Source organism: uncultured Microbacterium sp. (assembly GCF_963524805.1).
Taxonomy (GTDB): domain Bacteria; phylum Actinomycetota; class Actinomycetes; order Actinomycetales; family Microbacteriaceae; genus Microbacterium.
In genome coordinates this window covers 138,492-160,017 of sequence record NZ_CAURGG010000003.1, presented here as the reverse complement: position 1 = coordinate 160,017, position 21,526 = coordinate 138,492, and the positions used below count along the sequence as shown (strand labels likewise).

Here is a 21,526-nt window from a genome sequence, read left to right as displayed (position 1 = left end):
GAACCGTTTCTCAGTCGGCGGTGACTGGCTCGAGGGTGGTGAGGACCAGGACCGTCGTCCGCGAGCGCGTGGACAGCGTCGCGTAAGGGTTCTCCTCGGTAGGCCAGCCGGTGAACCGCTCGTTGCTCGCCGCGCCCCACTCAGGGCCTGGGAACAGGGGCGCAAGCGGCGCTTCCTCTGCAAACAGCGCCTGCAGCTGGTTCGCGGCGTCGTGCTGCGCCGCCTCATCGGGTGCTGCCGCGAACTGCGCGAGCAGTGCGTCTGCTTCCGGGCTGCCGTAACGGTGGTAGTTGTCGAACGTCTGCTCGCCGACCGGCTTGACTGTCTCGGTTCCCATCACGCCGCGATAGAACTGGTAAGGCGTCGGGGCGTTGGCGCTCCAGACGATGCCCGAATCGAACGTGCCGTTCTCGTACCCCGCGACCACGTCGCCCCAGTCCTTCGCGGCGACGGTGACCGTCACACCGAGCTCGGCGAGGTTCTGTGAGATCACGTTGCCGACCGAGACCCAGTCGCTCGAGGTCGAGCCGACCGAGAAGTCGAACGCGAAGGGCGTGCCGTCGGGAAGCACCCGCTTGCCGTCTGCACCGAGGGTGATGCCCGCGTCATCGAGCAGCTTCCCCGCGCCCTCCAGGTCACGGGCCGTCCACGTGCACGCTTCCACGACCGTGTCGTCGCGCCACGTGTCATACGAGCCGCTCAGACCGGTGCAGTCGGCGGGAGTGGTGTAGCCCTGCATCCCGATCTCGGTGACCTGCTCGCGATCGACGGCCATGGAGAGTGCCTTGCGCACGTCCGGGTCGTCGAACGGTGCCTTGGTGGTGTTGAACTGCCAGTTGATCATCGAACCCGTGGGCGGGAACCAGTAGAACCGGTTGTCGGGGTCCTTCGCGACGTAGGCGTCTTCGATGTTCGGGATGAACTGCGGCGCCCAGTCCACGTCGCCGTTGGCAGCGGCGAGGTTCGCACCATCGTTGCCGGCGAATGCCAGCATCCGGATGCCTTCGATCTGCTGCTTCTCGGGCTGCCAGTACTCGGGGTTCTTGCCCAGATCGAACGACTGGGCCTGGAAGCTCGTGACCTCGGTGTAGGGACCGGTGCCGACCGGCTCCTCGTTGGCGAATTTGGTCGTGTCCTCGACCTCGCTCCAGATGTGGGCCGGCGCGATGATCTGCTGCCCGATGTCGAGGAGCGCGGGCGAGAACGGCTGGTTGAAGTCGAACTGCACCGTGAGCGGGTCGACCGCGGTGACGGTCTCGATGTAGTCGAAGCCGCCGCGGATCTCGCGCTGCAGCTCGAACGAGAGCACGACGTCGTCGGCGGTGAACGGCTCGCCGTCCGACCACTTCACGCCCTCACGAAGCCGGTAGGTGATCCCCATGCTGTCGGGGGCGACTTCCCATTCCGTTGCGAGCCACGGGGTCGTTGAGCCGTCCGCCGGGTTGTAGACGAGCATCGATTCGTAGATCGCCTGCTGCGTCATAGGGAACTCGGGGTTCGAGAACGGGTTGAAGTTGCGGTCGAAGGTTCCCATGTCTTCGCGCGGGATGGTGAGCAGCTGGCTGCCGTCCAGCGAGTCGGCCGAGGTGCCTCCGCCGCCGCTGCAGCCCGAGAGCGCGAGCGCCGCCGTCGCTGCGAATGCCGCAGCGATGAGCACCGCTTTCCGGTGAACTGTCATGATGAGGGTGTTCCTTTCTTCTTCGTTGAAGCCGAAGGGGCTGCGCGCCGGCTGGGATGTCCAGTCACACCGACGCGCGTTCGAGGAGCGGGCAGTCGACCGTCACGGTTTCCGTGGCGGTCGATTGACCCGCGATGATGGCGGCGAGGAGTTCCACGCCTTTCGCGCCCATCGTTTCGAAGGGCAGCGCGACCGTCGTCAGTCCGGGTCTCAGGTAGGCCGCGATGAGCTCCTGATTGTCGAATCCGATGACGGCAACGTCGTGGGGGATGCGCAGTCCGCGCTCCTTGATTGCGTCGTACGCGCCCATCGCCATGCGGTCGTTCGCGCAGAAGAGCGCGGTGGGCGGGTCGGCGAGGTCGAGAAGGGCGGATGCCGCGGCATAACCGCCGTCGGCGGTCGCGTGGCCGGAGATCTCGAGGTTCTCGTCGGCCGAGAGCCCTGCGTCGTGCAGCGCCTCATGGAAGCCGATTCGTCGACCGACGGCTGCGGGGATGTCGGGGTCGAGATTGACGAAGCCGATGCGACGGTGCCCCGCCGCGAGGAGGCGCTCGGTCGCGCGGCGCCCGCCGGCGCGCTCGTCGGGAACCACCGCGGGAAAGCGGCCTTCCCTATCGAAGCAATTGACGAGCACCGTTGGCACCTCACGGGCGATCTCAGGAATCGTGACCGCGCGGTGCCACGTCGCCGCGTAAAGGAGACCCTCGACCCGCTGTTCCAGGAGGCGCTCGATGGCCGCCGTTTCGGCCACGGGGTCTGACTCAGTGGGCGCGATCAGCAAGTACTTCTCATCAACGAGCGCACGGTCCTGCGCCCCCTTGATGATGTCGACCGCGAACGGATTCGTGACGATCTCGGTAACGAGTCCGTATGAATCACTCCGCTGATTCGCGAGAGCCCGGGCGCCCGCGTTCGGCCGGTAACCCAGCTCGGCAGCGACGGCCAGAACGCGGGCCCTCGTCTCGTCAGCCAGCGCCACGGACTGCCGACCGTTCAGGATCAGAGAGACCGCCGTGCGGGAGACGCCCGCCTGAAGCGCAACGTCAGCCATCGTTACCGATCGGCGAGTCGTCTTCGACATGGGCAGTGCTTCCGTGGGGGAGATGAAACTAACGCGCGTTAGTTGATACCTGAGTAAGACTAACCCGCGTTAGGAAGCGCGTCAAGCAGCAATTTGGAAGCGCTGAAGCCCCGCGCAACGGCTGGAAGGCAGATTGCGCAGCAAGCGCCGTACCAGTCGGGTGTACTCAGCTTCGTGACTCGGATGCGGCGGCAGCCCACATGGTTTCGCTGTGTCGCCCCGTAAAGTCCGCGTCAGGGCGTCGGGTGTATCGTCGACGTTCTCGAAGTGAGCGTCGACAATGCGCGGGTGCAAGAGTGACTCCCGCCCGACCCCTCGCAATTGCGCCCGTCAGACTGCTCAATCTCCCTGAGCGGTTCGGTTGTCGACAAGACAATGGCCGGAGCGGCCGGGGCTTGAACAAAGGCACCACCTGTGCGGTCGCGTCGCTGCCCTTCAAGTGACCTCCGGGGTCACCTGGCGGTCACTCTTGCGAGCGCGTAGGCCTTGAGTCATCCAGATCAGGCGAAGAAGGAATAGCCACTGACCAGGCATTTTGTGGCGGAGACGGAGGGATTTGAACCCACACCCCGCGATCTTTCAACGCTGTGCAGCTCTGTCCTCAGCAGTGATTCGCGAAGGTCGACCTTTCATAGTTGTGCACGACCCGCCAGGGGTGGGACGCGATTCTTCTCACGCGTTTCCCACCCGAACCGCCCTGCGAGCGACGACTAGAAGACGGTACGGTCTCAGCTGACAGATCCCGCGACCTTCGAACAAGTCTCGACAGTCGCTCGAACCCCTCAATCGTGCCACCCTCCCGATGCCGTCGCCGTTCTTGGTTTCAACACATGTGCGTCCGAAGCGACTCGAACGCCCCAACCTCCAGATCGCCGTCGGAGGCTCTGAGAACCGACTCACACGTGTCCTCATGGATGCGGCTCCGCAGCCGCGCCTCGCAGGATGAGGTGACGCTCTACGACGACGTAACAAGGAGGTACAGAAGATGAATGTCACATACGATTTCTCCGGCAAAGTGGCGCTGGTCACAGGAGCGGCATCGGGGATGGGCCGAGTGAGCGCCCTTGCATTCGCTGCAGCGGGCGCCGCGGTCGCGGTCACCGATATCGATACGGCCGGCGGATTGGCGGTGACGAGAGAGATCACGGATGCCGGCGGCAAGGCACAGTTTTTCCAGGTGAACGTCACCGACCCCGACTCGGTCCAAGAAGGCGTTGCCCGGCTCGTGGGCGCGTTCGGCGGGCTCGACTTCGCTCACAACAACGCGGGCGCCGAGGGCCAGCACGGCAAGTTCCTCGAGCAGACGAAGGAGAATTTCGACAGGACTGTAGCCGTCAACTACACGTCGATCTTCCACTGCATGCAAGCCGAGATCCCGGCGATGCTCGAACGAGGTGGCGGCAGCATCGTAAACACCGCGTCCGCCGCTGGCATCATCGGCGGCTACGCCTTCGCGCCATACGGCGGAGCCAAGACCGGCGTCATCGGCCTCACCAAGCACGTTGCGCAAGAGATGGCTGAACACAACATCCGCATCAACTCGATCGCGCCAGGACCTATCAACACCCCGTTCATCGCGGACTTCCCGAAGCCCGTCCTCGATCGCTTGCTCACCGGAACTCCCATCGGTCGCCTGGGCGAGCCCGACGAGATCGCGCAGGCCGTCCTGTGGCTGTGCTCCGACGGGGCGTCATACGTCATCGGGACCGCCCTGTCCGTCGATGGCGGGACGGTCATCGGGGGCATGTCCACTCGAGCGGACGACCTCGGTCACTGAACCACCGCAACGCAGAGCGGCCCGGGCGATTCGACCGGGCCGCTCTGCGTTCGACTCATCGGTGAGCGCGAGGAATCTCGGCCGTGTCGAAGGTTTCGTTGCGGTACTTGCCGTCGTAGTAGGGGAAGCGCGCCACGGTGGCGCGGATCTCGAACTGCGGGTGGTCGACGTCCCCCCACAGCACTTTCACCTCGGTCCCCTCGATCGCGAACTCTCGATCGATCCAGGCCAGGGAAATCATCGTCCCGTAGTCGAACGACGGAGTGCGACCCGTGGCCAGCCCGACCTTCTTCCCGTCGACGAGCACGTAGTCGATGCGCATCCGACCCTTGGCGTAGTCCTCGATCGCGATGACGGGGTCGTTGCTCATGCGGTCGTAGATGATCGCGTCTTCGCCGCGGAACTGTGCCGAGTAGACCTCGCCGACGTCATCGGCGTTCCACTCAAGCGTGACGGCCGTGCGAGGAGGATTTTGCGAGATTCGCTGCAGCGCCGCCTTGCCGGGAAACTCGTGATCGAAGTTGACGAGGTAGCCCCAGCCGATGTCGTAGGGCGTGACGAACGCGTTGGCCTTGTCGTCGGCGGCACTTCCGTGCAAGCCCAGGTCGAAGGGGATGACCTGGTCCATGAATCCGGCTAATGCCGGACCGGAGTCGCGGTACGGCGGCAGGAAGTGGATGACCTGGTTCGGATATCCGCCGTTCGTGTGGTTGACGAGCGAGTAGTTCCAGAAGCCCTGCGGACGCCCGCCCACCTCTTCGACCGCGGTACGCAGCTGTTGATACGCATCGCGGGCCACACTCGAGGGACCGTGCACTTCATAGGCGAGGGCGCCAGACATGCCGAGGCGGTGAACGCGAGCGGTTGCACCGGCGAGCTGCACCTCCTTGTTCTGGCCGAACGTGAGGTCGTGCAGGTCGCTCCCGGTGACCTTTTCCATCACCTCGAGCGACTTTGGTCCGTCTATCTGGAAGAAGTACTCATCGATCACCCACGTGCCCTCGACGTTCATCCCGCTTCCACGCAGGTAGAAGTCGAGAACGGGTGCCAACCAGTAGGCCCGGAAGTGGTTCTCGGCGACCTTCATGAGAAGGCCATCGGCGAGGATGTAACCGTCGTCGTTGCAGATGAGCATGTGCTTCGACGACCCGTCCGGCATGAGACCGAAGTCCTTATTTGTGCCGACCGAATTGAGGAAGGGCACGGCATCCGGACCTGTGACGTCGTAAACGGGGCTGTTGTTAAGCACGAAGCCGAGTGATGCGGTTTCACGCGCAGCGAGCGACTCCTCGCGCGTCGTCGAGTACTCGGCCGGCAGCCAGCCGAAGCCGATGTTGGTCTGCACGTTAGAGCCGGCAAAGATGGGGCTGTCAGGGGCGAAGATCACCTGCCCGATCGGCGCTCCGGAGTTCGTTTCTGCCATGAGGCTTTCTCCTTACGTTCATTTCTCCCGGGTAAGCCCTGCAGCAGCGGCGCTGCGGACCGAGTCATGCATCGGGACCCCGAACGTGGACCACTACCCCGGGGTCAGCCTTGAGTCAAGCCTCGTCCAGCCCGTCCGCATGCGCATCCATGACCCCACTAGTGCCGGCGGGCACGTGCGAGTCCAGCCAGCGGATGACCGCGCCCGCAGCCTCGTCAGAGTTCTGCTCGAACATCAGTCCATGTCCGTTGCCGATGAGCCCGATGTCTTCCAAGGCGAGCAGTTCAACGCTCGCACCGCACTCGTCGCGCAGGAAGTCGCGCACGGCCACGGCCCCGCTCCGAAAGCGCGACGCCGAGCCGCTCACGACCACGATCGGCACGCCGCTGATTCCCGGCACACCGTTCTCGTCGGCGTCCCAGGTAAGGGCGGTGATGCCGGCGGCGAGAGAACCCACACCGGGGATCGTCGCAAATGGGGGTCCGGCGGGCTCGATCGCGACGATCACCCGGACGAGTTCCGGCCGCAGATGGGCGGCTGTCCAGACGCCGATCGAACCGAGCGAGTGCGACACGACGATCGCGGGACCGGTGAGATCGAGGAGTGCGGCGAGGCGCGCGGCATCGATGCGGTTCACCTCGGCGAGGTCGGTCAGCAGGGGCGAGTTGGCCGCGGTGAGCTGTGCGAGCTCCGCGCTATCGCTCCGACGGCTCCAGGGCCACTGCGTCTGACCGGTGGCGGCATCGGCCGCCGCGAAAAGAATGGCCGTCTGCTGCGCTGTGCCCTGGGCGCCGATCGGCCCGAATACCTGGGCCGTCTGCGCGGACCGACCGTGGCCCGGGCGGTCGACCACGTAGCACGCGAACCCGTCCGCGACGAATGCCCGCGCCCAGCCGGGCCTGCCGTCGGGAGTGGTGAGCCAGGCCGTTCCCTGCCCACCACCTCCGTGCACGAAGATCACCGGAAGTGGGCGTGCTCCCCGGGCCGGCGCCTCCCACTCCACCCACATGGGTCCGCGCTGGTGTGTACCGCCGTCGACCTCCATGCGGTCGCCCGCGATCCAGAAGCCGCCGCGACGCGTCGTGACCGCGGGGATGTCCGCGTCGTGCGGTGCGCCTTTGATCATCTCGCTCAATCTGGAAAGACGACGGTCGTGCGGCCATTGACGAATACGCGATTCTCCAAGTGATATCGCACGGCTTTGGCGAGAACGCGCCGCTCGATGTCGCGCCCCTTGCGCACCAGAGTGTCGGGCACATCGCGGTGGCTCACGGGCTCCACGTCCTGCGCGATGATCGGCCCCTCGTCGAGGTCGCCCGTCACGTAGTGGGCCGTCGCACCGATGACCTTCACCCCGCGTTCGTACGCCTGGTGGTAGGGCCGTGCTCCCTTGAACCCGGGCAGGAACGAGTGGTGGATGTTGATGCACCGGCCCGACAGTTCGACCGAGAACTCATCGCTCAGGATCTGCATGTAGCGGGCGAGCACGACCAGATCGACCTGCAGTTCCTCGATGAGCGCCGTGATGCGCTGCTCCTGCTCGCGCTTTCGATCGGGCGTGACGGGCAGGTGGAAGAAGGGCACTTCCCCGAGATTGAGGTTGCCGTATACCTCCCCCGGGTGGTTCGACACGACTCCCACGACGTCCATGGGCAGATCGCCGGTGCGCGCGCGATAGAGCAGGTCCGCGAGGCAGTGGTCGAGCTTCGAAGCGAGGATGAGCACGCGCTTACGGGTGGTCGATGCCTCGAGCGTGTACTCCGCGCCGAAGGGCGCAAGCACCTCGGCGAGCGAGCGTTCGAGCGCCGCGGTATCCGTCTCTGCCGTCGAGGCGAACTGCACACGCGAGAAGAATCGATCCGATATCGGGTCGTCGAACTGCTGCGATTCCTGGATCGTGTAGCCGAGCTCGAAGAGCGCTCCGCTCACTGCAGCAACGATCCCCGGCCGGTCCTCGCACGACAGCGCGAGAACCCAGGAATCCCCTACCTGGTTCACGGGGCGACCTCCCGGTAGCGGCGAGCCCATACTCCCGACTTACCGGGCTGCATGATGCCGTTCGGATCGATGGCGTCTTTGATGCGCTCGTTGAGCCGGAGGAGCGCATGGTCATTGAAGTCGAACTGCGCGGCAACCGCATCCATGTGCTGGAGGTTCGTTCGGTAGATCGGGTAGCCGCGCTGGCGCATGACTTCGAGCATCGCCGAGTAGTTCTCGTAGACCGCATCCGTCTGCGCTTCGTCGTGCGGATCGAAGAACATCGTGCTGATGTGGATGACGCTGCGCGGCGAGAGCATCAGGCCGGAGAAGAACCGCTCGCCGGTCCTCTCGTACAGTCCGCGCATGAGGTGCGCCGTCTCCACGACATCGGCGCCGCGCAGCGGACCCACCGGCGAGAAGTCGAGGTGAGCGGTGTCGGGGCCGTAGACGCTCTGGAAGAGGTCAAGGATGTCCATGTCGGGGATGCCAGCCATCACGCGGTCTTCGTGACCGGCGTGGCTCGTACGGTCGGCGCCGTCGTAGACCCTGCGGCGCAACGACACTCCCGGAACAGCACCGAACAGGCGCTCGCAGGCCGCCCAGTGCGCGTCCACGATCTCGGGACGGCCGTAGAGCGCGAACCGAACCAGCCACTGGTCCTGTTCGGGCGAGAAGCTCGGGTTGCCGTTGGCATCGAGTTCGACGCCGTGCAGCACGACCGGGTAGTTGGTCACCGTGCCATCGAGCATGAGCTCGCGCATCAGGTCGATGGATGCCGCGAGCGCTTCGTCGCCACGGAAGCTCAGCCAGCACGATGCGTAGGCCTCCGGTCGACGCTGCAGCCAGTAGCCCATCTGCGTGATAATGCCGAGGCCGGACGACTGGAACAGTCCCTGCAGTTGCGGGCCGAAGGCGTGCTTGTAGATGTGTGCGCTCTGGCTGCCGATCATGGCGCCCATACCCGTGCGCACGATCTCTCCCGTGGGGAGGACGACCTCGAGCCCGCAGATGTTCTCGGCGTGGTCACCGTAGGGGGTGTAGCCGCGACCGTACTCGCTGCTGTTGCCGACGACACTGCCCCAGCCGAGGTCGGGGATCGACGTCCAGAGGCGGCCGCCGGCCGCCTCCAGGGCGTCGAACAGGTCGAACCAACGAACGCCCGGTTCGACGACCGCGTAGGCCAGTTCGTCATTGACCTCCAGGACGCGGTTCATGTTGCGGAGGTTGACGATCACCGATCCGGGTACGCGCGGCGCGGGCCCACCGTAGGTGTTGTTCCGGCCCTGGCTGAATGTCCAGAGAGGGACGCCGTACTCGTTGGCGATCTTCACCACGGCCGAGACCTGCTCGGTCGTCGTCGGCATGACCACGGCCGAGGCATCCCACTGGTCGGACTCGCGATAGGTGAACGGATCCCGGAACTCGAGCAACTTGTCGAGATCGCTGATCACCGCGTCCTCGCCGAGGAGGTCGATGAAGGCGACCAGGGCCGTGTCGATATCGCCGATCGGGCGGGCTGGGGACTTTGTGTTGGACATACGGACGTGCTCCTTCGGGTGTATGTGTCTGCTGAGACTCTCGTTCGCGGACGGCACGGGTCGCATCCATGAGGTGCCTAGGGGCCGCCGGACGCGCGCCACTGGTGGGGCCACGGATGCGACACCGCGGCGTCGGCGCGCAACATGAGGGCACAACGAAAGGTGTGCAGATGCGCGAAATCTCTGGCCGCGTGGCGGTTATCACCGGTGGCGCCAGTGGCATCGGGCGCGCGATGGTCGATCGGTTCGCCGCGGAAGGAATGAAGGTCGTCCTCGCGGATGTCGAGCAGTCTGCCCTCGACCGGGCGGTCGCCGAGGTCCGTGCAACGGGAGCCGAGGCGATCGGGGTCCGCACCGACGTGGCGAAGGTCGACGACATCAAGGCGCTTGCGGAGCGCTCAGTATCCGAGTTCGGCGCCGTGCACGTGCTCTGCAACAACGCGGGCGTCGAGGGCGGCGCGTTGTTTTCGGAGATGTCGCTTCGCACATGGGAGTGGGTTTTCGACGTCAACTTTTGGGGTCCCCTGCACGGATGTCGGGTGTTCCTCCCGCTCCTGCGTCAGCAGGACGAGGCTCACATCGTCAACACCTCATCGCACGCCGCGTTCGCTACCGGCCTGCAGACCTTCCACGCGTACGTCGCGTCCAAGGCGGCCGTCTCGTCGATGACGGCGAATCTCGAGCGGGAGCTGAGCGAGACAGACCCGCACATCGGCGTGTCTCTCCTCGTGCCCGGACTCGTGAAGACCAGCATGAACAATTCCGAGCGCAACCGCCCAGTCGACGTTCCGGCGACCGATGCGGATCCCCTGCGCAAGAGCATCCACGAGAACATCGACCGCGCCACGGCCGAGGTCGGCATGTCGCCGGAGGATGTCGCGGCCCTCGCCCTCGACGGCATCCGCGAGCGCCGGTTCTACCTGCTGACCCACCCGACGATGACGCTGAGCGCGACGACCTCGCAGCTCGAGTGGATGCGCGGCGGACCGGCTCCGACACCGCCGGGCGAAGACGCCGTGCAGCGGAGAACCGCGGCCTCGTAACATGAGGTTCGACTACCGCTCGCTTCCAGGCGACGTCAGGTTCGGTGCCGGCATCGCCGCGGAGGCCGTCGAAGACGAGGTCACCCGCGGCGGATACCGCAACGCCATGGTCCTGTGCTCGTCTCGGGAGGCCCCGCGCGCCGCGGCCCTGACTGCCGGGCTCGGCGATCGTCTAGCCTGCACCTTTACGGGGGTGCGCCAGCACGTGCCGATCGACGTGGCCGAGGCCGCGAGATCGCTTGCGCATGCCTCGGGCGTCGACGTACTCATCAGCATCGGCGGCGGGTCGGCGACCGGCACGGCCAAGGCGGTTGCGCTCACGAGCGGTCTTCCGATCATCGCCGTCCCGACCACGTACTCGGGCTCCGAGATGACACCGGTGTGGGGCCTCACCACCGACTCCCGCAAAGAGACCGGCGTCGACCCCCGCGTGAAGCCCTCGACCGTGATCTACGACCCCGATCTCTTGGCCGACCTGCCCGACCCCACCGCGCTCACGTCGGCGGCCAACGCGATCGCGCACTGCGCCGAGGCGTTCTGGACCCCGCTGTCGAACCCGGTCCTTGCACTCGAGGCGACCGAGGGCATCCGTGTTCTCGCACGGGGCATGGACGCTCTCGTGACCGGGGCAGCGGCGCGCGACGACCTGCTGTACGGCGCCTTCCTCGGCGGGCTCGTGTTCGCGGGAGCGCGATCGGGCCTGCATCACAAGATCTGTCACATCGTCGGGGGCGCTTTCGACCTGCCCCATGCCCCCCTGCACGCCGTCATCCTTCCGCCCGTGCTCGAGTTCACCGCACCCGCGGCGCCCGAGGCTGCGGCCCGCATCGCCGGTGCGCTCGGCACGCAGGACGCGGTGGGCGGTCTGCGTGATCTCTATCGGCGGGCCGGTATTCCGCGCTCGCTGCAAGAGATCGGGATGCTGCCACACCATCTCGAACCCGCAATCGACCGGGTGGTCGCAGCGCTCCCAATCGCGCACGTCCGCACCGTGGACGCGGCGGCCGTCCGCCACATTCTCACCCGCGCATACGAGTGCTGAGTCCCCCGGTAAGGTCTGGTTCAGCGGGTCTGGTTCGGCAGGTGCGCGTCAGTCCTCGGCCAGCACGATGTCGAAGCGGACCTCGCTCCACGTCTCTTCGAGCGACCGCCCTTGCGGGCCGTTCGCGGTGGGCTCGCGCTCGACGAAGTCCAGAATGAGGCTTTCTTTCACGCCGAATACCGCGTCACTCTCGAGCCAGGGATCCCCCGCGACGAAGACGTGCGTGATCAGCTTCTCGTGCCCGTCGGCGGTGACCATGAAATGGATGTGGGCGGGGCGCATGGGCGACCGCCGGACCACCGCGAGCAGGTCGCCCACGGGACCGTCGTGCGGAATCGGATACGGGGCCGGTTGCACGGTCCAGAAAGAGAACTCGCCGTTGCTGTCCGTGGCGAGGTGTCCGCGTCCCGCGAACTCCGTCCCCACGACCTGCACGTCGTAGAAGCCCTCGTCATCGGCCGCCCAGACCTCGACACGAGCGCCGACCAGCGGCGTCCCGGTCGCCGAGGTGACGCTGCCGTGCACGTGGCACGGCCTGCCCGAGAGGCCCCGCGACAGGTCGTCTCCGTTCTCGAAGGCCGGCGCATCCGCGAGAAAGAAGGGTCCGAAGACCGTGGACTCCGTCGCCTCCGTGCGCGCGGGGCTGTTGACTCCCACGGTCATCATCGAGGCACCCAGCACGTCGGAGAGCAGGATGAACTCCTGCCGCCACTGGTCGGTGATGTCTCCTACGCGTGTGAGGAAGGCGATCGCCGCGTCCCACTCGTCCTGGGTCAGCCGCACATCCCTGATGAAGCCGTGCAGGTGACGGACGAGGCTTTCCATGACGAGCCGGAAACGGGGATCGTCGGACGACGAGAAGCTCGCGACGACTTCCTCGGTGAGTCTGCGCTCACGTTCGGCCTGCGCGAGCGCATCGGCCAGGCGGCTCATCGGGCTACCCGCATCGCCGACCGCGGGTGGCGGCCCGCGTGCCGAGGGGTGCCGGCAACTCGGACGCCGGAGTGTGTAAGGATCTGTGTGCCGTGCACTTCATGGAGCGGCAACAGGACCGCGTCGCTGGGGTCAGACATCTTCAGATCGTCGCTCCCGGTCGTGACTTGTCGCATCCATGAGCCCACCTGTACCCGCTGGAGCGCCATGACGACGAACGGATTCCCCGCCTCGCCGTCGATCGTCGACGCTACGTTTGCCGGCCGTCGTGACGAACTGCGAGAGTTGCACGCCTTGCTCTGGGACGGCCCCGACGCGGCAGGCGCCCTCGTGCTGCACGGCCCTCCGGGCATCGGCAAGACCGTGCTGCTGACGGAGCTCGCGTGCTCGGTGCCTCGCGTGCTGCACGGCCGCGACCTCGCCTCGCTTGTCCCGGAAGAAGGAACGCTGTCCGCGCTGGTCGCAGCACGCGACCAGCTGCTGCACGACGTCGGCGACCAACGCACTCTCGTCGTGGTGGACGATGCCGACGAGCTCGACCCCGCGCTCGCTCGCGTGCTCCTGTTCGTTGCTCGGCGGGTCTCGGGCACACCGCTCGGCTTCGTGTTCGTGAGCCATCGGCCGGGTGCTCTTTACGCCGACTCCGGTCTCGCGCTCTTTCGCCTCGGCGGACTCGACGACGACGCGGCCGCACTCGTCGCCTCCGAATCGGCACCGGTTCCCCTGAACACCGAGGCTCGCGCGGCGATCCTCGGTGTCTGCGACGGCAACCCCGGCTGGATCACCGAGGTCATTGCCGCGTGGAGCCAGGCAGAGCTGCAGGGGCGCGCGCGCCTGCCCTCCGTGGCCGCGCCGGCACGTCCAGCGCTCGAGTGGTGGGCGCCCGTGTTCGACGGCCTACCCGCCGCCACGCGGCACGCACTCCTGCTCCTCGCGGCGTGGGAGACCACGGATCTCGCCTCTCTCGCCCTCGATTCCGATGTCGCGCTCTCCGACCTCACCCCCGCCGAGCTGGCCGGCATCGTCGTCGTGAGCAACGAGCGCGTGCGTTTCGCCAGGCCTCTGCTGCGGTCCGTCACCTACTTCCGGGCTCCTCTCACCGACCGAGACGACGCGCACCTCCGCATCGCGGCCGTCCTCGACGCCCCGGGTGACGCCGACAGACGGGCATGGCACCGGGCGGCCGCGCAGCACTCACCCGACGAAGCCATCGCGGCAGCGCTGGAGCAGACGGTCGATCTCGCCCGGAGCAGGGGCGGCGCGAGCGGCGCGGCGCGCGCGTGGGAACGGGCCGCGGACATGAGCACCGCGCCCGCCGAGCAAGGCCGTCGGCTGGTCGCCGCGGCCTCGGCATACTGGCAGGCGGCACAGGGCGATCGCGCGACGGAGTTGCTCACGCGCGCCGACTCCCTGGTGACGGACCCCGCCGCCCGCGCCACCTCGGCGTTCGTCGCGGGAGCCATCGCGCTCGGCAGCGGGCACCCCGACGACGCCTTCTCGGTGCTCGTCTCGGGGGCCCGATCGGTCTCGCAGTCCGACCCCGAAATGGCGGTCAATCTGGCGTCGCGGGCGACGGGGATCGCCTGGTGGGCGGGGCTCGGCGACTGGTCGCAGAGCGCCATGAACCTTGTGCGTTCGTCGGTCGACGGCGACTCGCGGTTCGCGCGGTTCGCGCGCAGCACGTCGCCCGCGGGAATCGACATCCTCGCGCACCGCTTCGACACGGGTGGGCCCGCCCTGACCGCCGCTCTGACCGAAGCCGAAGAGTTCAGCGATCCGCGCTGGTTGCTCTACGCGAGCGAGTGCGCCGGACTGCTCGGCGACGACATCCGCGCCGTGACGCTGCAATCACGCGCGATCGAAGAGCTCCGTTCGTCCGGCAGCGCTCCCGAACTGCCGTTCGCACTCGAATTGCACGCCTACGTCAACGCCCTGCACGGGCGGCTCGATGCGAGCACGGCGGCGGCGCAGGAGGGTCTGCGCCTCGCCGAAGATGCACACGAAGAGTACGAGGGGTCGTTCCAGCTGGCGATGCTCGCGCACCTCGCAGCACTCCGGGGCGAGGCGGATTCCGCGCGGGACTTCGCGGATCGCGCGGTAGCCGCCGCTCCCGACGAGCGCTACCCGACCGCCCGGTGGGCCGTGGGCAGACTCGAGCTGAGCCTCGACCGCCCCGAGAGCGCGTACCGCGAACTCGCACCCCTCTTCGCCGCGGGCACCGGGCATCCGATCGTCTCTCTCTACGCCACGCCGGATCTGGTCGAGGCCGCCGTCGACACCGGCCACATCGATGCCGTGCAGGATGCCGTCGCGGCGTTCGAGGAATGGGCGACGCACGGCTCGCTCTGGGCGCAGGCGACGAGGTTCCGAGTGCGTGCCTTGCTCGCCGAGCCGGATGAGGCGGCCGCGTACTTCGAGCGTGCGCTCGACGACCCCGGATCGGCGCGTCGGCCCTTCGAGCACGCGAGGACGCATCTGCTGTTGGGTCGCCACCTGCGCCGGCTCCGCCGCCGCCTCGATTCACGCGATCATCTGCGGACGGCGCTGGCGTCGTTCACGTCCCTTGGGCTGGCGGCGTGGGCCGACCGCGCGCGTGCAGAGCTGCGAGCCAGCGGCGAAACCGTCGGGACCCACGAGGGCGGTCCGAGCGCCCAGCTCACTGCTCACGAGTCCCGTGTCGCCGCCCTCGTCGCCGACGGTTCTTCGAACCGCGAGGTGGCGCTCGAACTCCACCTCAGCCCCCGCACCGTCGAATACCATCTCGCCAAGGTGTACGTGAAGCTGGGAATCAGTTCGCGAGCGCAGCTCCCCGCCGCGCTGCGCCCGCCTCACTGAACTGAGCTCCAGGAGGCGGGCAGACGCTCAGATCGCGGCTGCGACCGCCATGTCCGACAGCCGCTGGAAGCGACGCACGTTGTCGGCCTCGCCCAGGATTCCGGCCGTCATGCACACGAACGTGAGGTCACGCTCTGGATCGATCCAGAACTGCGACGACCCTGCGCCGTAGCCGCCGAACGTGCCCGCCGACGCCATCGTTCCGAAGAAGGTCTGGTACAGCTGCGGACCGCGCAGCATGAAGCCGAGACCGATATTGGCCACCCACGGATCCCACTCCATCGCGGCGACGAGTTTGGCGTACCGATCGTTGAGCAGATCGCCGGTGTGATTGCGAGTGGCGAGTGCGATGGACGCCGGCGAGAGCACGCGATTACCGGCGAACTCCCCTCCCCGACGCAGCATCTCGCTGAATCTGAAGACGTCGTTCACCGTCGAGACGCAACCGACCCACGGCATCTCGGCTCCCTCGTACGCGGCCGCACCGGTGTCTTCCAGATCCTTCGGCGAGAAGAATCCGCCCGGCGGGAACTTCGCCACGACCGGGACGAGACGATCCGCCCACGCGGCGGGCGCCCCCATCGAGGTCTCGGTCATCCCGAGCGGATCGAGCAGCTCTTGCTGGAGGGTCTGCGTGAACGTGCGTCCGTCCCCGAGCGTGCGCCGCACGATCTCGCCCAAGAGAGCGTGTGACAGGCAGGGAGAATAGTTGACCCGCTCGCCGGGGGTGCCCACGAGGTCCATCTCGCAGATCGCTGCGATGGTGCGCGCCTGGTCGCCAGCCTCGAGAGGCGGCACGGGCCACGGCGTGGGCGACAGCGCCGCACGGTGTGTCATCAGGTGCTCGATGTTGACGCGGCTCTTGGCTCCCGTTCGGAAGCGGTCGGAGCCCGCGAACTCGGGAATGATGTCGACGACCTTGGTCGTGGGCGACACGAGTCCCCGATCGAATGCTTTGAGCACCAGCGCATTGGTGAACGCCTTCGTCATCGAGAAGATGCGGAACACGTCATGGACATGCGTGGGCCGCCCGCTCGACCGGTCGGCGTACCCGATGGCTCGGTGCAGGCCGACGTGACCGCCGCGCGCGACGAGGATCACCGCCCCGTCGTAGAGGCCGGATTCGACATCGGAATCGATCGAGGCTGCCAGTCGTTCGAGCGCGGCGGGATCGAGCCCCGCAACCGTGCTCACGCGATCACCAGCGGACGGGGAGAGAAGCTTCTTCGCATGCTTCGACTCTTCCCGCCGACGGGGCGGGCTCGCATCGATGGATCTACCAGTCGATGAGGGTGTCCTGCAGGGCGTCGGCGAGCGCAGACCGGGACGTGATCCCGAGCTTCGTGTATGCCTTGTGCAGGTGGTACTCGACGGTCTTGCGGCTGAGGAAGAGCCGCGCGGCGACCTCCTGATTGCTCGCACCGGCTACGACCAGGTCGGCGATCTGGCGCTCCCGCGGGGTGAGTCGCTGCTCCGAGCCACCGTCGCGCCGTCGCGTCGTCTGTCCGGATGCCAGGAGTTCCTGCCGCGCGCGCTCTGCCCACGGTTCGGCGCCGACCGTGTCGAACAGCTCCACGGCCCGCTCGAGGTGGGTGCGCGCGAGCACTCGCTGGCGGTCTCGTCGCAGGTACTCGCCGTAGAGCAGCCGAGTGCGCGCTTCCTCGAACGGCAACCCCGTATCGGCGACCGTCGCGACGGCCGCCTCGAAGTGGACGAGCGCTGCGTCGCCCTGAGCCGCCAGCGCCCGCAGACGGGGCACGACGGCGCGGGGCCAGCGCCCGCCGGATTCGGCCCACCGTTCGAACGAGGCGAGCGCCGGTGCCGCGAGCTCGGGTCGGCCCGTGCGCGTCGCCGCCTCGACGAGGTCGGGCGCCGCGAAGAGCGCGACCATCGGGTGGGCGTGCTCGGATCGGGGGTCGTCGATGGCCGCGAGTTGGGCGAGCGCTCCGGCCGGGTTGCCGAGCCCCAGTTCGAGCTGGCCCAGCGCCCAGAGCGCCGAGGCCGCCGCCGTTGGAAAGCGGTCGTGCTGCGCGATCCGCAGCACGTCCGAGACGCGCGTGCGGCACTCATCGACATTCCCCCGCAGCGCCGAGATATGAGCGAGGACCGATTGCTGTGTGGCGTCCGCCGCGATCGTCGCGTCGAGCGCCCCGGCCTGCTCCGCACGCTCGGCGGCGCCGCGCAGATTTCCCTGCCAGATGTCCACGGAAGCAGAACTCTGCAGTACCCACGGAAGTTCACCGAGTGAGTGCGCCGCTCGCAGCTCGGCGAGTGTGCGCTCGTGGAACGTCGCGGCCGCGCGGTCATCGCCCAGAAGGAGCGCGGCCTGCGCTGCGAGCACGGCGACCCGGGGTTCGCGCAGGCTCTCGGCCAGGCCGAGCGCGACCGTCAGTTCGTGTCCCGCCGCTTCGAGCTCGCCCGCGAAGCTGTGCGCTCCGCCCACGAGGACCGCGACGATGAACTCGGCGCTGGTCCCGCCGTCACGCGGAAAGGACTCTGCGATCGCCGCGACTTCCGCGGCGCGGTCGCGCCGGCCCGACCACCACGCCACCTCTGCGGCGCGCAAGAGAGCGGATGTCGCGATGACGGCGTCCTCGTCGACGGTGAGGCGCGCCGCAACCATGAAGGCTCGGTATGCCTCGGCCATGTCGCCCCCCGCGAAGGCGACAGAACCCTCCACCAGGCACGATCGAGCGCGCAGCCGGGGTCCCAGCCGCAGTCCGCGCAGCCGACGGGTCAGCTCACGGACGCGGTCGGCGCGTCCCGCGTGCCAGGCCGCCTCGGCCGCCACGACGAGCCGCCTCGACGCATCCGTCGACTCCACCGAGAGCCCGACTGAGCGCTCGAGGAGCTCGCTCGCCACATCGTGTTCACCGCGTACCGCCGCGACGGCGGCCGCGTCTTCGAGCTGGGCGGAAACACGCGTATCGGGACCGAGGGCGGCCGCCGCCGCGTGCACCGCCGCGCCGACGGAATCGCCCCGATCGGCGCAGAGCCCGCCGAGCGCGGTGTGCGCCGAGCGTCGCGACTCCGACGGCAACAACCGGTAGACCTCGTCCGCGGGTGAATCGGCAACGGCGAGCGCGAGGTCGAGCCGGGCATCCGCGTCGAGGTCGGCGATCAGACTCGGCGGCAGATCCCGTCGCGGCCAGCCGTCCAGTTCGGCGGGAACGACGGTGCCCCGCACGGCGACGATGACCGCGACGGGGAGGCTCGCCACGAGCCCCGGCAGCTCGCGCAGCACGGCGAGGGAGGCGGCATCAAGCAACTCGGCCTGGTCCACGAGCCACAGCGTGCCGGGTTCGCTGCGCGCGAGGAGTTCCGCAGCGAGCGCGGCGGGGTCAGCCCCGAGGCGGGCGATTGCAGGCATCATCGCGTGCAACCCGGCAAGAGCGATCGACGACTCCGAAGCCGCGGCAGATACGCGAACGACGCGCGACTGCGCCCCGATCTGTCCGGTCACGGCCGCTCCGTCCGCGCGCGTTATCACGAGCACTCCCCCGCTGCCGGCAGCGAGGCCGACCACGAGGTCGCTGAGACGTGCGTCCGTGCGCTCGCGCATCGCCGCCGCGCTGACTGCCGCGTACTCCATTGTGCTCGGTACACTAACCCATCCCGATCACGGGGACGGGTCACCGGTGAGGTCACCGATGCGACACCGGTGTCGAACAGCCGAAGCTTGCACCATGAGTACGTCGGACATTGTCGTCATCGGTGCCGGACCGGTCGGTGCACTTCTCGCCCTGGGTCTTGCTCAGCGCGGCTGCGAAGTCGTGCTGCTCGAAGCCGAACCGGACGTGGTGCCCTCGCCACGCGCGATGGTCTACTACTGGCACGTTCTCGAGGGTCTGGATCGACTCGGCGTCCTGGACGACATGGATGCGCGTGGGTTCCGCAATACCGCTTTCCTCCAGCGTGTGCTGTCGACGGGTCTCCAGGCCGACGTTCCGCTCGCGCCCGTCGCCGCCGTCTCGCGGTTTCCGTACAACATCCACTTGGGCCAGCACGAGCTCGTCCGGATCGCGCTCGAACACCTCCAGCGTCTGCCGAATGCCCACGTCGGGTTCGGAGCCAGAGTTGCCGAGGTCTCGGACGAGGGTGACCACGTCGTCATTCAGGCGGAGTCCGACAGCGGACGTGGCCAGTGGCGCGCGCGCTGGGTCGTCGGCGCCGACGGCGCCCGCAGCGTCGTGCGCCGCAGCGTCGGTCTCGGGTTCGACGGCACGACGTGGCCCGACCGGTTCGTCGCCACCAATCTCCGCTATCCGTTCGACGAACTGGGCGGGCTCGGCAACGCCAACATGATCTTCGACCCTGTCAACGGATGCGTGATCGCGCGCATCGACGACACGGGTCTTTATCGCTGGACCTGGAGCGAATCCGCGGAACTTCCCGAAGAGGGAGTGCGCGATCGTCTGCCCGGTCGACTCGCCGCGCTCGGCTTCGGCGACGTGCCGTACGAGGTCGTCGCCGTTGCGCCGTACCGGATGCATCAGCGCTCGGCGGATCGCATGAAGCAGGGTCGCGTGCTGCTCGTCGGCGACGCGGCTCACGCGACGAATCCGACAGGTGGGGTCGGGTTGACCTCGGGTGTGTACGACCTTCTCGCACTCATCGAGCCGCTCGCAGCGGTCGTCGGGAGCACGGACGACGAATCGGTGCTCGAGGAGTGGGCGCGCATCCGGCTCGACACGTTCCGCGACCAGGCGTCGCCCATGGCCTCGCGGACGAAGCACATGGTCTACGACGAAACAGACGTCGCCAAGCTCGAAGGCCTGGTCGGTGGCTCCGCGGACTTCAGCGATCCCGCGGCCACGCTCAAGCGCCTGACCGGCATGACGGTGTTGCGCAGCGCACTGCCCCGCCACCACAGCGACCTCGCATGAGCACTCTCTTCGTCGGACTCGGGATGATGGGCGCCCCGATGGTCCGACACCTCGCCGGCACCACCGACCTGCTGCTCTTCGACCTCAGCCCGGCGGCGCAGACGCTGGCCGGCGAGCTCGGGGCGACCGCCCTTCCCGCACTGTCGGCGATCCCGGACCATGTCGAGTCGGTCATCCTCATGCTCCCGAACAGCAGGATCATCGAATCGGTCCTGCTCGACGACGGTGTGCTCGAGAGGCTTGCACCCGGCTCGATCGTCATCGATATGAGCTCGTCGCTGCCCGCGAGCACGCGGGAGCTCGCGAACCGCGCATCCGCGCTGGGCGTCGACTTCGTAGATGCGCCAGTGTCGGGCGGAGTTGCGAAGGCTCGCACCGGCGAACTGGCAATCATGGCGGGTGGCGAGGCCCGGGCGGTCGAGCGTGCGGGCACGATCGTCGCCCCGATGTCGGCAGCGTTCATCCATGTGGGGCCCTCGGGGGCCGGGCACGCGGCGAAGGCACTCAACAACCTGCTGTCGGCGACGAACCTCGCCGCGATCGCCGAGGTGCTCGTTGTCGGAGCCCGGTTCGGCATCGACCCCGCCGTGCTCGTCGACGTGATCAACGCGTCGACCGGGCGCAGCCAGGCGAGCGAGGTCAAGTACCCGCAGCAGGTCCTCACGGGGGCCTACGCTTCGGGATTCGCCCTCGACCTCATGGTCAAGGACCTGCGCATCGCCCTGACGCTCGCCGACGACCTGGGGGTCGACTCCCCCGTCACGCGTGCCGCGACCGCGAGCACCGAATCCGCCTTGCACGATCTGGGCGGAGTCGGACTCGACCACACGCAAATCGCCGAATGGTACGAGAAGGCGCACGACGTACTGCTGCGCCCCCACGAAAGGAACTCATCATGACCGACGACGCCCAGCAGTACATCGACGACATGGTCACGAGCCGCGGCTACGTGCTCGACTATCACAAGGTCATGGCGAAGCAGGACTTCACCTTCCTGCAGGCGGCGAACGGCATCGTCAACGCCGCCTACCTGGACGAGCGTCTGCTCGACCGCGTGACCAAGGAACTCATCTTCATCTGCTGCCTCACGGTCATCCGTGCGCCCCGCGCACAGATCCAGGCGCACATCCGGGTCGCCCTTAAGCTCGGCGTCAGCGAACAGGCGATCCTCGAAGCCATCGAGATCACCCTGCCGGAGGCGGGAATCGTTGCCTTCCAGGACGGGTTCGAGGCGTGGCGCGAGGTCGTGGGAGCCGAGGGTCTCGAGCCGACGGTCGCCGGCTTCAACGGCTCGAGCACATAACTCTTCC

Annotated in this window: 16 protein-coding genes; 7 read left to right on the top strand and 9 right to left on the bottom strand. The window is 67.6% G+C overall.

What is annotated here, in order from left to right:
• Positions 1-10: 10 nt before the first annotated feature.
• Both RWQ91_RS08285 and RWQ91_RS08280 read right to left on the bottom strand, forming a co-directional pair.
• A complete protein-coding gene (locus RWQ91_RS08285; protein ID WP_314504688.1) occupies positions 11-1,678 on the bottom strand; it encodes an ABC transporter substrate-binding protein in 1,668 nt (555 codons plus the stop codon).
• A 64-nt stretch (positions 1,679-1,742) separates the two neighbouring features.
• On the bottom strand, positions 1,743-2,729 hold the full coding sequence (locus RWQ91_RS08280) for a LacI family DNA-binding transcriptional regulator (protein ID WP_314504686.1): 987 nt from the start codon (positions 2,727-2,729) through the stop codon (positions 1,743-1,745).
• A gap of 1,015 nt (positions 2,730-3,744) precedes the next feature.
• On the opposite strand from RWQ91_RS08280, the gene RWQ91_RS08275 reads away from it, so the two are divergent.
• Positions 3,745-4,536 carry a glucose 1-dehydrogenase gene (locus RWQ91_RS08275; protein ID WP_314504684.1) on the top strand — a complete coding sequence of 264 codons (792 nt, stop codon included), beginning with the start codon at positions 3,745-3,747 and terminating at the stop codon, positions 4,534-4,536.
• A gap of 55 nt (positions 4,537-4,591) precedes the next feature.
• Here the strand turns inward: RWQ91_RS08275 and RWQ91_RS08270 are convergent, their stop codons facing one another.
• The 4 genes from RWQ91_RS08270 to RWQ91_RS08255 form a co-directional block, all read right to left on the bottom strand.
• Complete coding sequence (locus tag RWQ91_RS08270; RefSeq protein WP_314504682.1) at positions 4,592-5,959, bottom strand: hypothetical protein; 1,368 nt, start codon at positions 5,957-5,959, stop codon at positions 4,592-4,594.
• Between the two features lie 115 nt (positions 5,960-6,074).
• The gene (locus tag RWQ91_RS08265) at positions 6,075-7,085 is read right to left on the bottom strand and encodes an alpha/beta fold hydrolase (RefSeq protein WP_314504680.1); all 1,011 of its coding nucleotides are present in this window, start codon (positions 7,083-7,085) and stop codon (positions 6,075-6,077) included.
• 5 nt (positions 7,086-7,090) lie between these two features.
• The gene (gene purU / locus RWQ91_RS08260; RefSeq protein WP_314504677.1) at positions 7,091-7,987 is read right to left on the bottom strand and encodes a formyltetrahydrofolate deformylase; all 897 of its coding nucleotides are present in this window, start codon (positions 7,985-7,987) and stop codon (positions 7,091-7,093) included.
• Entirely contained in the window at positions 7,954-9,477 is a 1,524-nt protein-coding gene (locus RWQ91_RS08255) for an FAD-binding oxidoreductase (RefSeq protein WP_314504674.1), read from the bottom strand. The genes purU and RWQ91_RS08255 overlap by 34 nt, the downstream gene beginning before the upstream one ends.
• 170 nt (positions 9,478-9,647) lie before the next feature.
• Here RWQ91_RS08255 and RWQ91_RS08250 point away from each other — a divergent pair, with 170 nt between their 5' ends.
• Entirely contained in the window at positions 9,648-10,520 is an 873-nt protein-coding gene (locus tag RWQ91_RS08250; RefSeq protein WP_314504671.1) for an SDR family NAD(P)-dependent oxidoreductase, read from the top strand.
• Between the two features lies 1 nt (position 10,521).
• A complete protein-coding gene (locus RWQ91_RS08245) occupies positions 10,522-11,562 on the top strand; it encodes a maleylacetate reductase (protein WP_314504667.1) in 1,041 nt (346 codons plus the stop codon).
• Between the two features lie 48 nt (positions 11,563-11,610).
• On the opposite strand, the gene RWQ91_RS08240 is transcribed toward RWQ91_RS08245, so the two are convergent.
• Positions 11,611-12,495 carry a dioxygenase gene (locus RWQ91_RS08240; protein WP_314504664.1) on the bottom strand — a complete coding sequence of 295 codons (885 nt, stop codon included), beginning with the start codon at positions 12,493-12,495 and terminating at the stop codon, positions 11,611-11,613.
• Between the two features lie 207 nt (positions 12,496-12,702).
• Here RWQ91_RS08240 and RWQ91_RS08235 point away from each other — a divergent pair, with 207 nt between their 5' ends.
• A complete protein-coding gene (locus tag RWQ91_RS08235; protein WP_314504662.1) occupies positions 12,703-15,330 on the top strand; it encodes a LuxR C-terminal-related transcriptional regulator in 2,628 nt (875 codons plus the stop codon).
• Between the two features lie 27 nt (positions 15,331-15,357).
• On the opposite strand, the gene RWQ91_RS08230 is transcribed toward RWQ91_RS08235, so the two are convergent.
• Both RWQ91_RS08230 and RWQ91_RS08225 read right to left on the bottom strand, forming a co-directional pair.
• Positions 15,358-16,524 (bottom strand): serine hydrolase domain-containing protein, encoded by a 1,167-nt coding sequence (locus RWQ91_RS08230; RefSeq protein WP_314504661.1) that lies wholly within the window; start codon positions 16,522-16,524, stop codon positions 15,358-15,360.
• Positions 16,525-16,606: 82 nt separating this feature from the next.
• A complete protein-coding gene (locus RWQ91_RS08225) occupies positions 16,607-18,922 on the bottom strand; it encodes a LuxR C-terminal-related transcriptional regulator (RefSeq protein ID WP_314504660.1) in 2,316 nt (771 codons plus the stop codon).
• Positions 18,923-19,016: 94 nt separating this feature from the next.
• Between RWQ91_RS08225 and RWQ91_RS08220 the strand changes: the two genes are divergently transcribed.
• From RWQ91_RS08220 to RWQ91_RS08210, 3 genes are read left to right on the top strand one after another with little or no spacing between them, the layout of a single operon-like run.
• Positions 19,017-20,216, top strand: coding sequence for an NAD(P)/FAD-dependent oxidoreductase (locus RWQ91_RS08220; RefSeq protein ID WP_314504658.1), 1,200 nt, complete (start codon positions 19,017-19,019; stop codon positions 20,214-20,216).
• Positions 20,213-21,115, top strand: coding sequence for an NAD(P)-dependent oxidoreductase (locus RWQ91_RS08215; RefSeq protein WP_314504656.1), 903 nt, complete (start codon positions 20,213-20,215; stop codon positions 21,113-21,115). The genes RWQ91_RS08220 and RWQ91_RS08215 overlap by 4 nt, the downstream gene beginning before the upstream one ends.
• On the top strand, positions 21,112-21,519 hold the full coding sequence (locus RWQ91_RS08210) for a carboxymuconolactone decarboxylase family protein (protein ID WP_314504654.1): 408 nt from the start codon (positions 21,112-21,114) through the stop codon (positions 21,517-21,519). Before RWQ91_RS08215 ends, RWQ91_RS08210 begins: the two co-directional genes overlap by 4 nt.
• Positions 21,520-21,526: the final 7 nt, after the last annotated feature.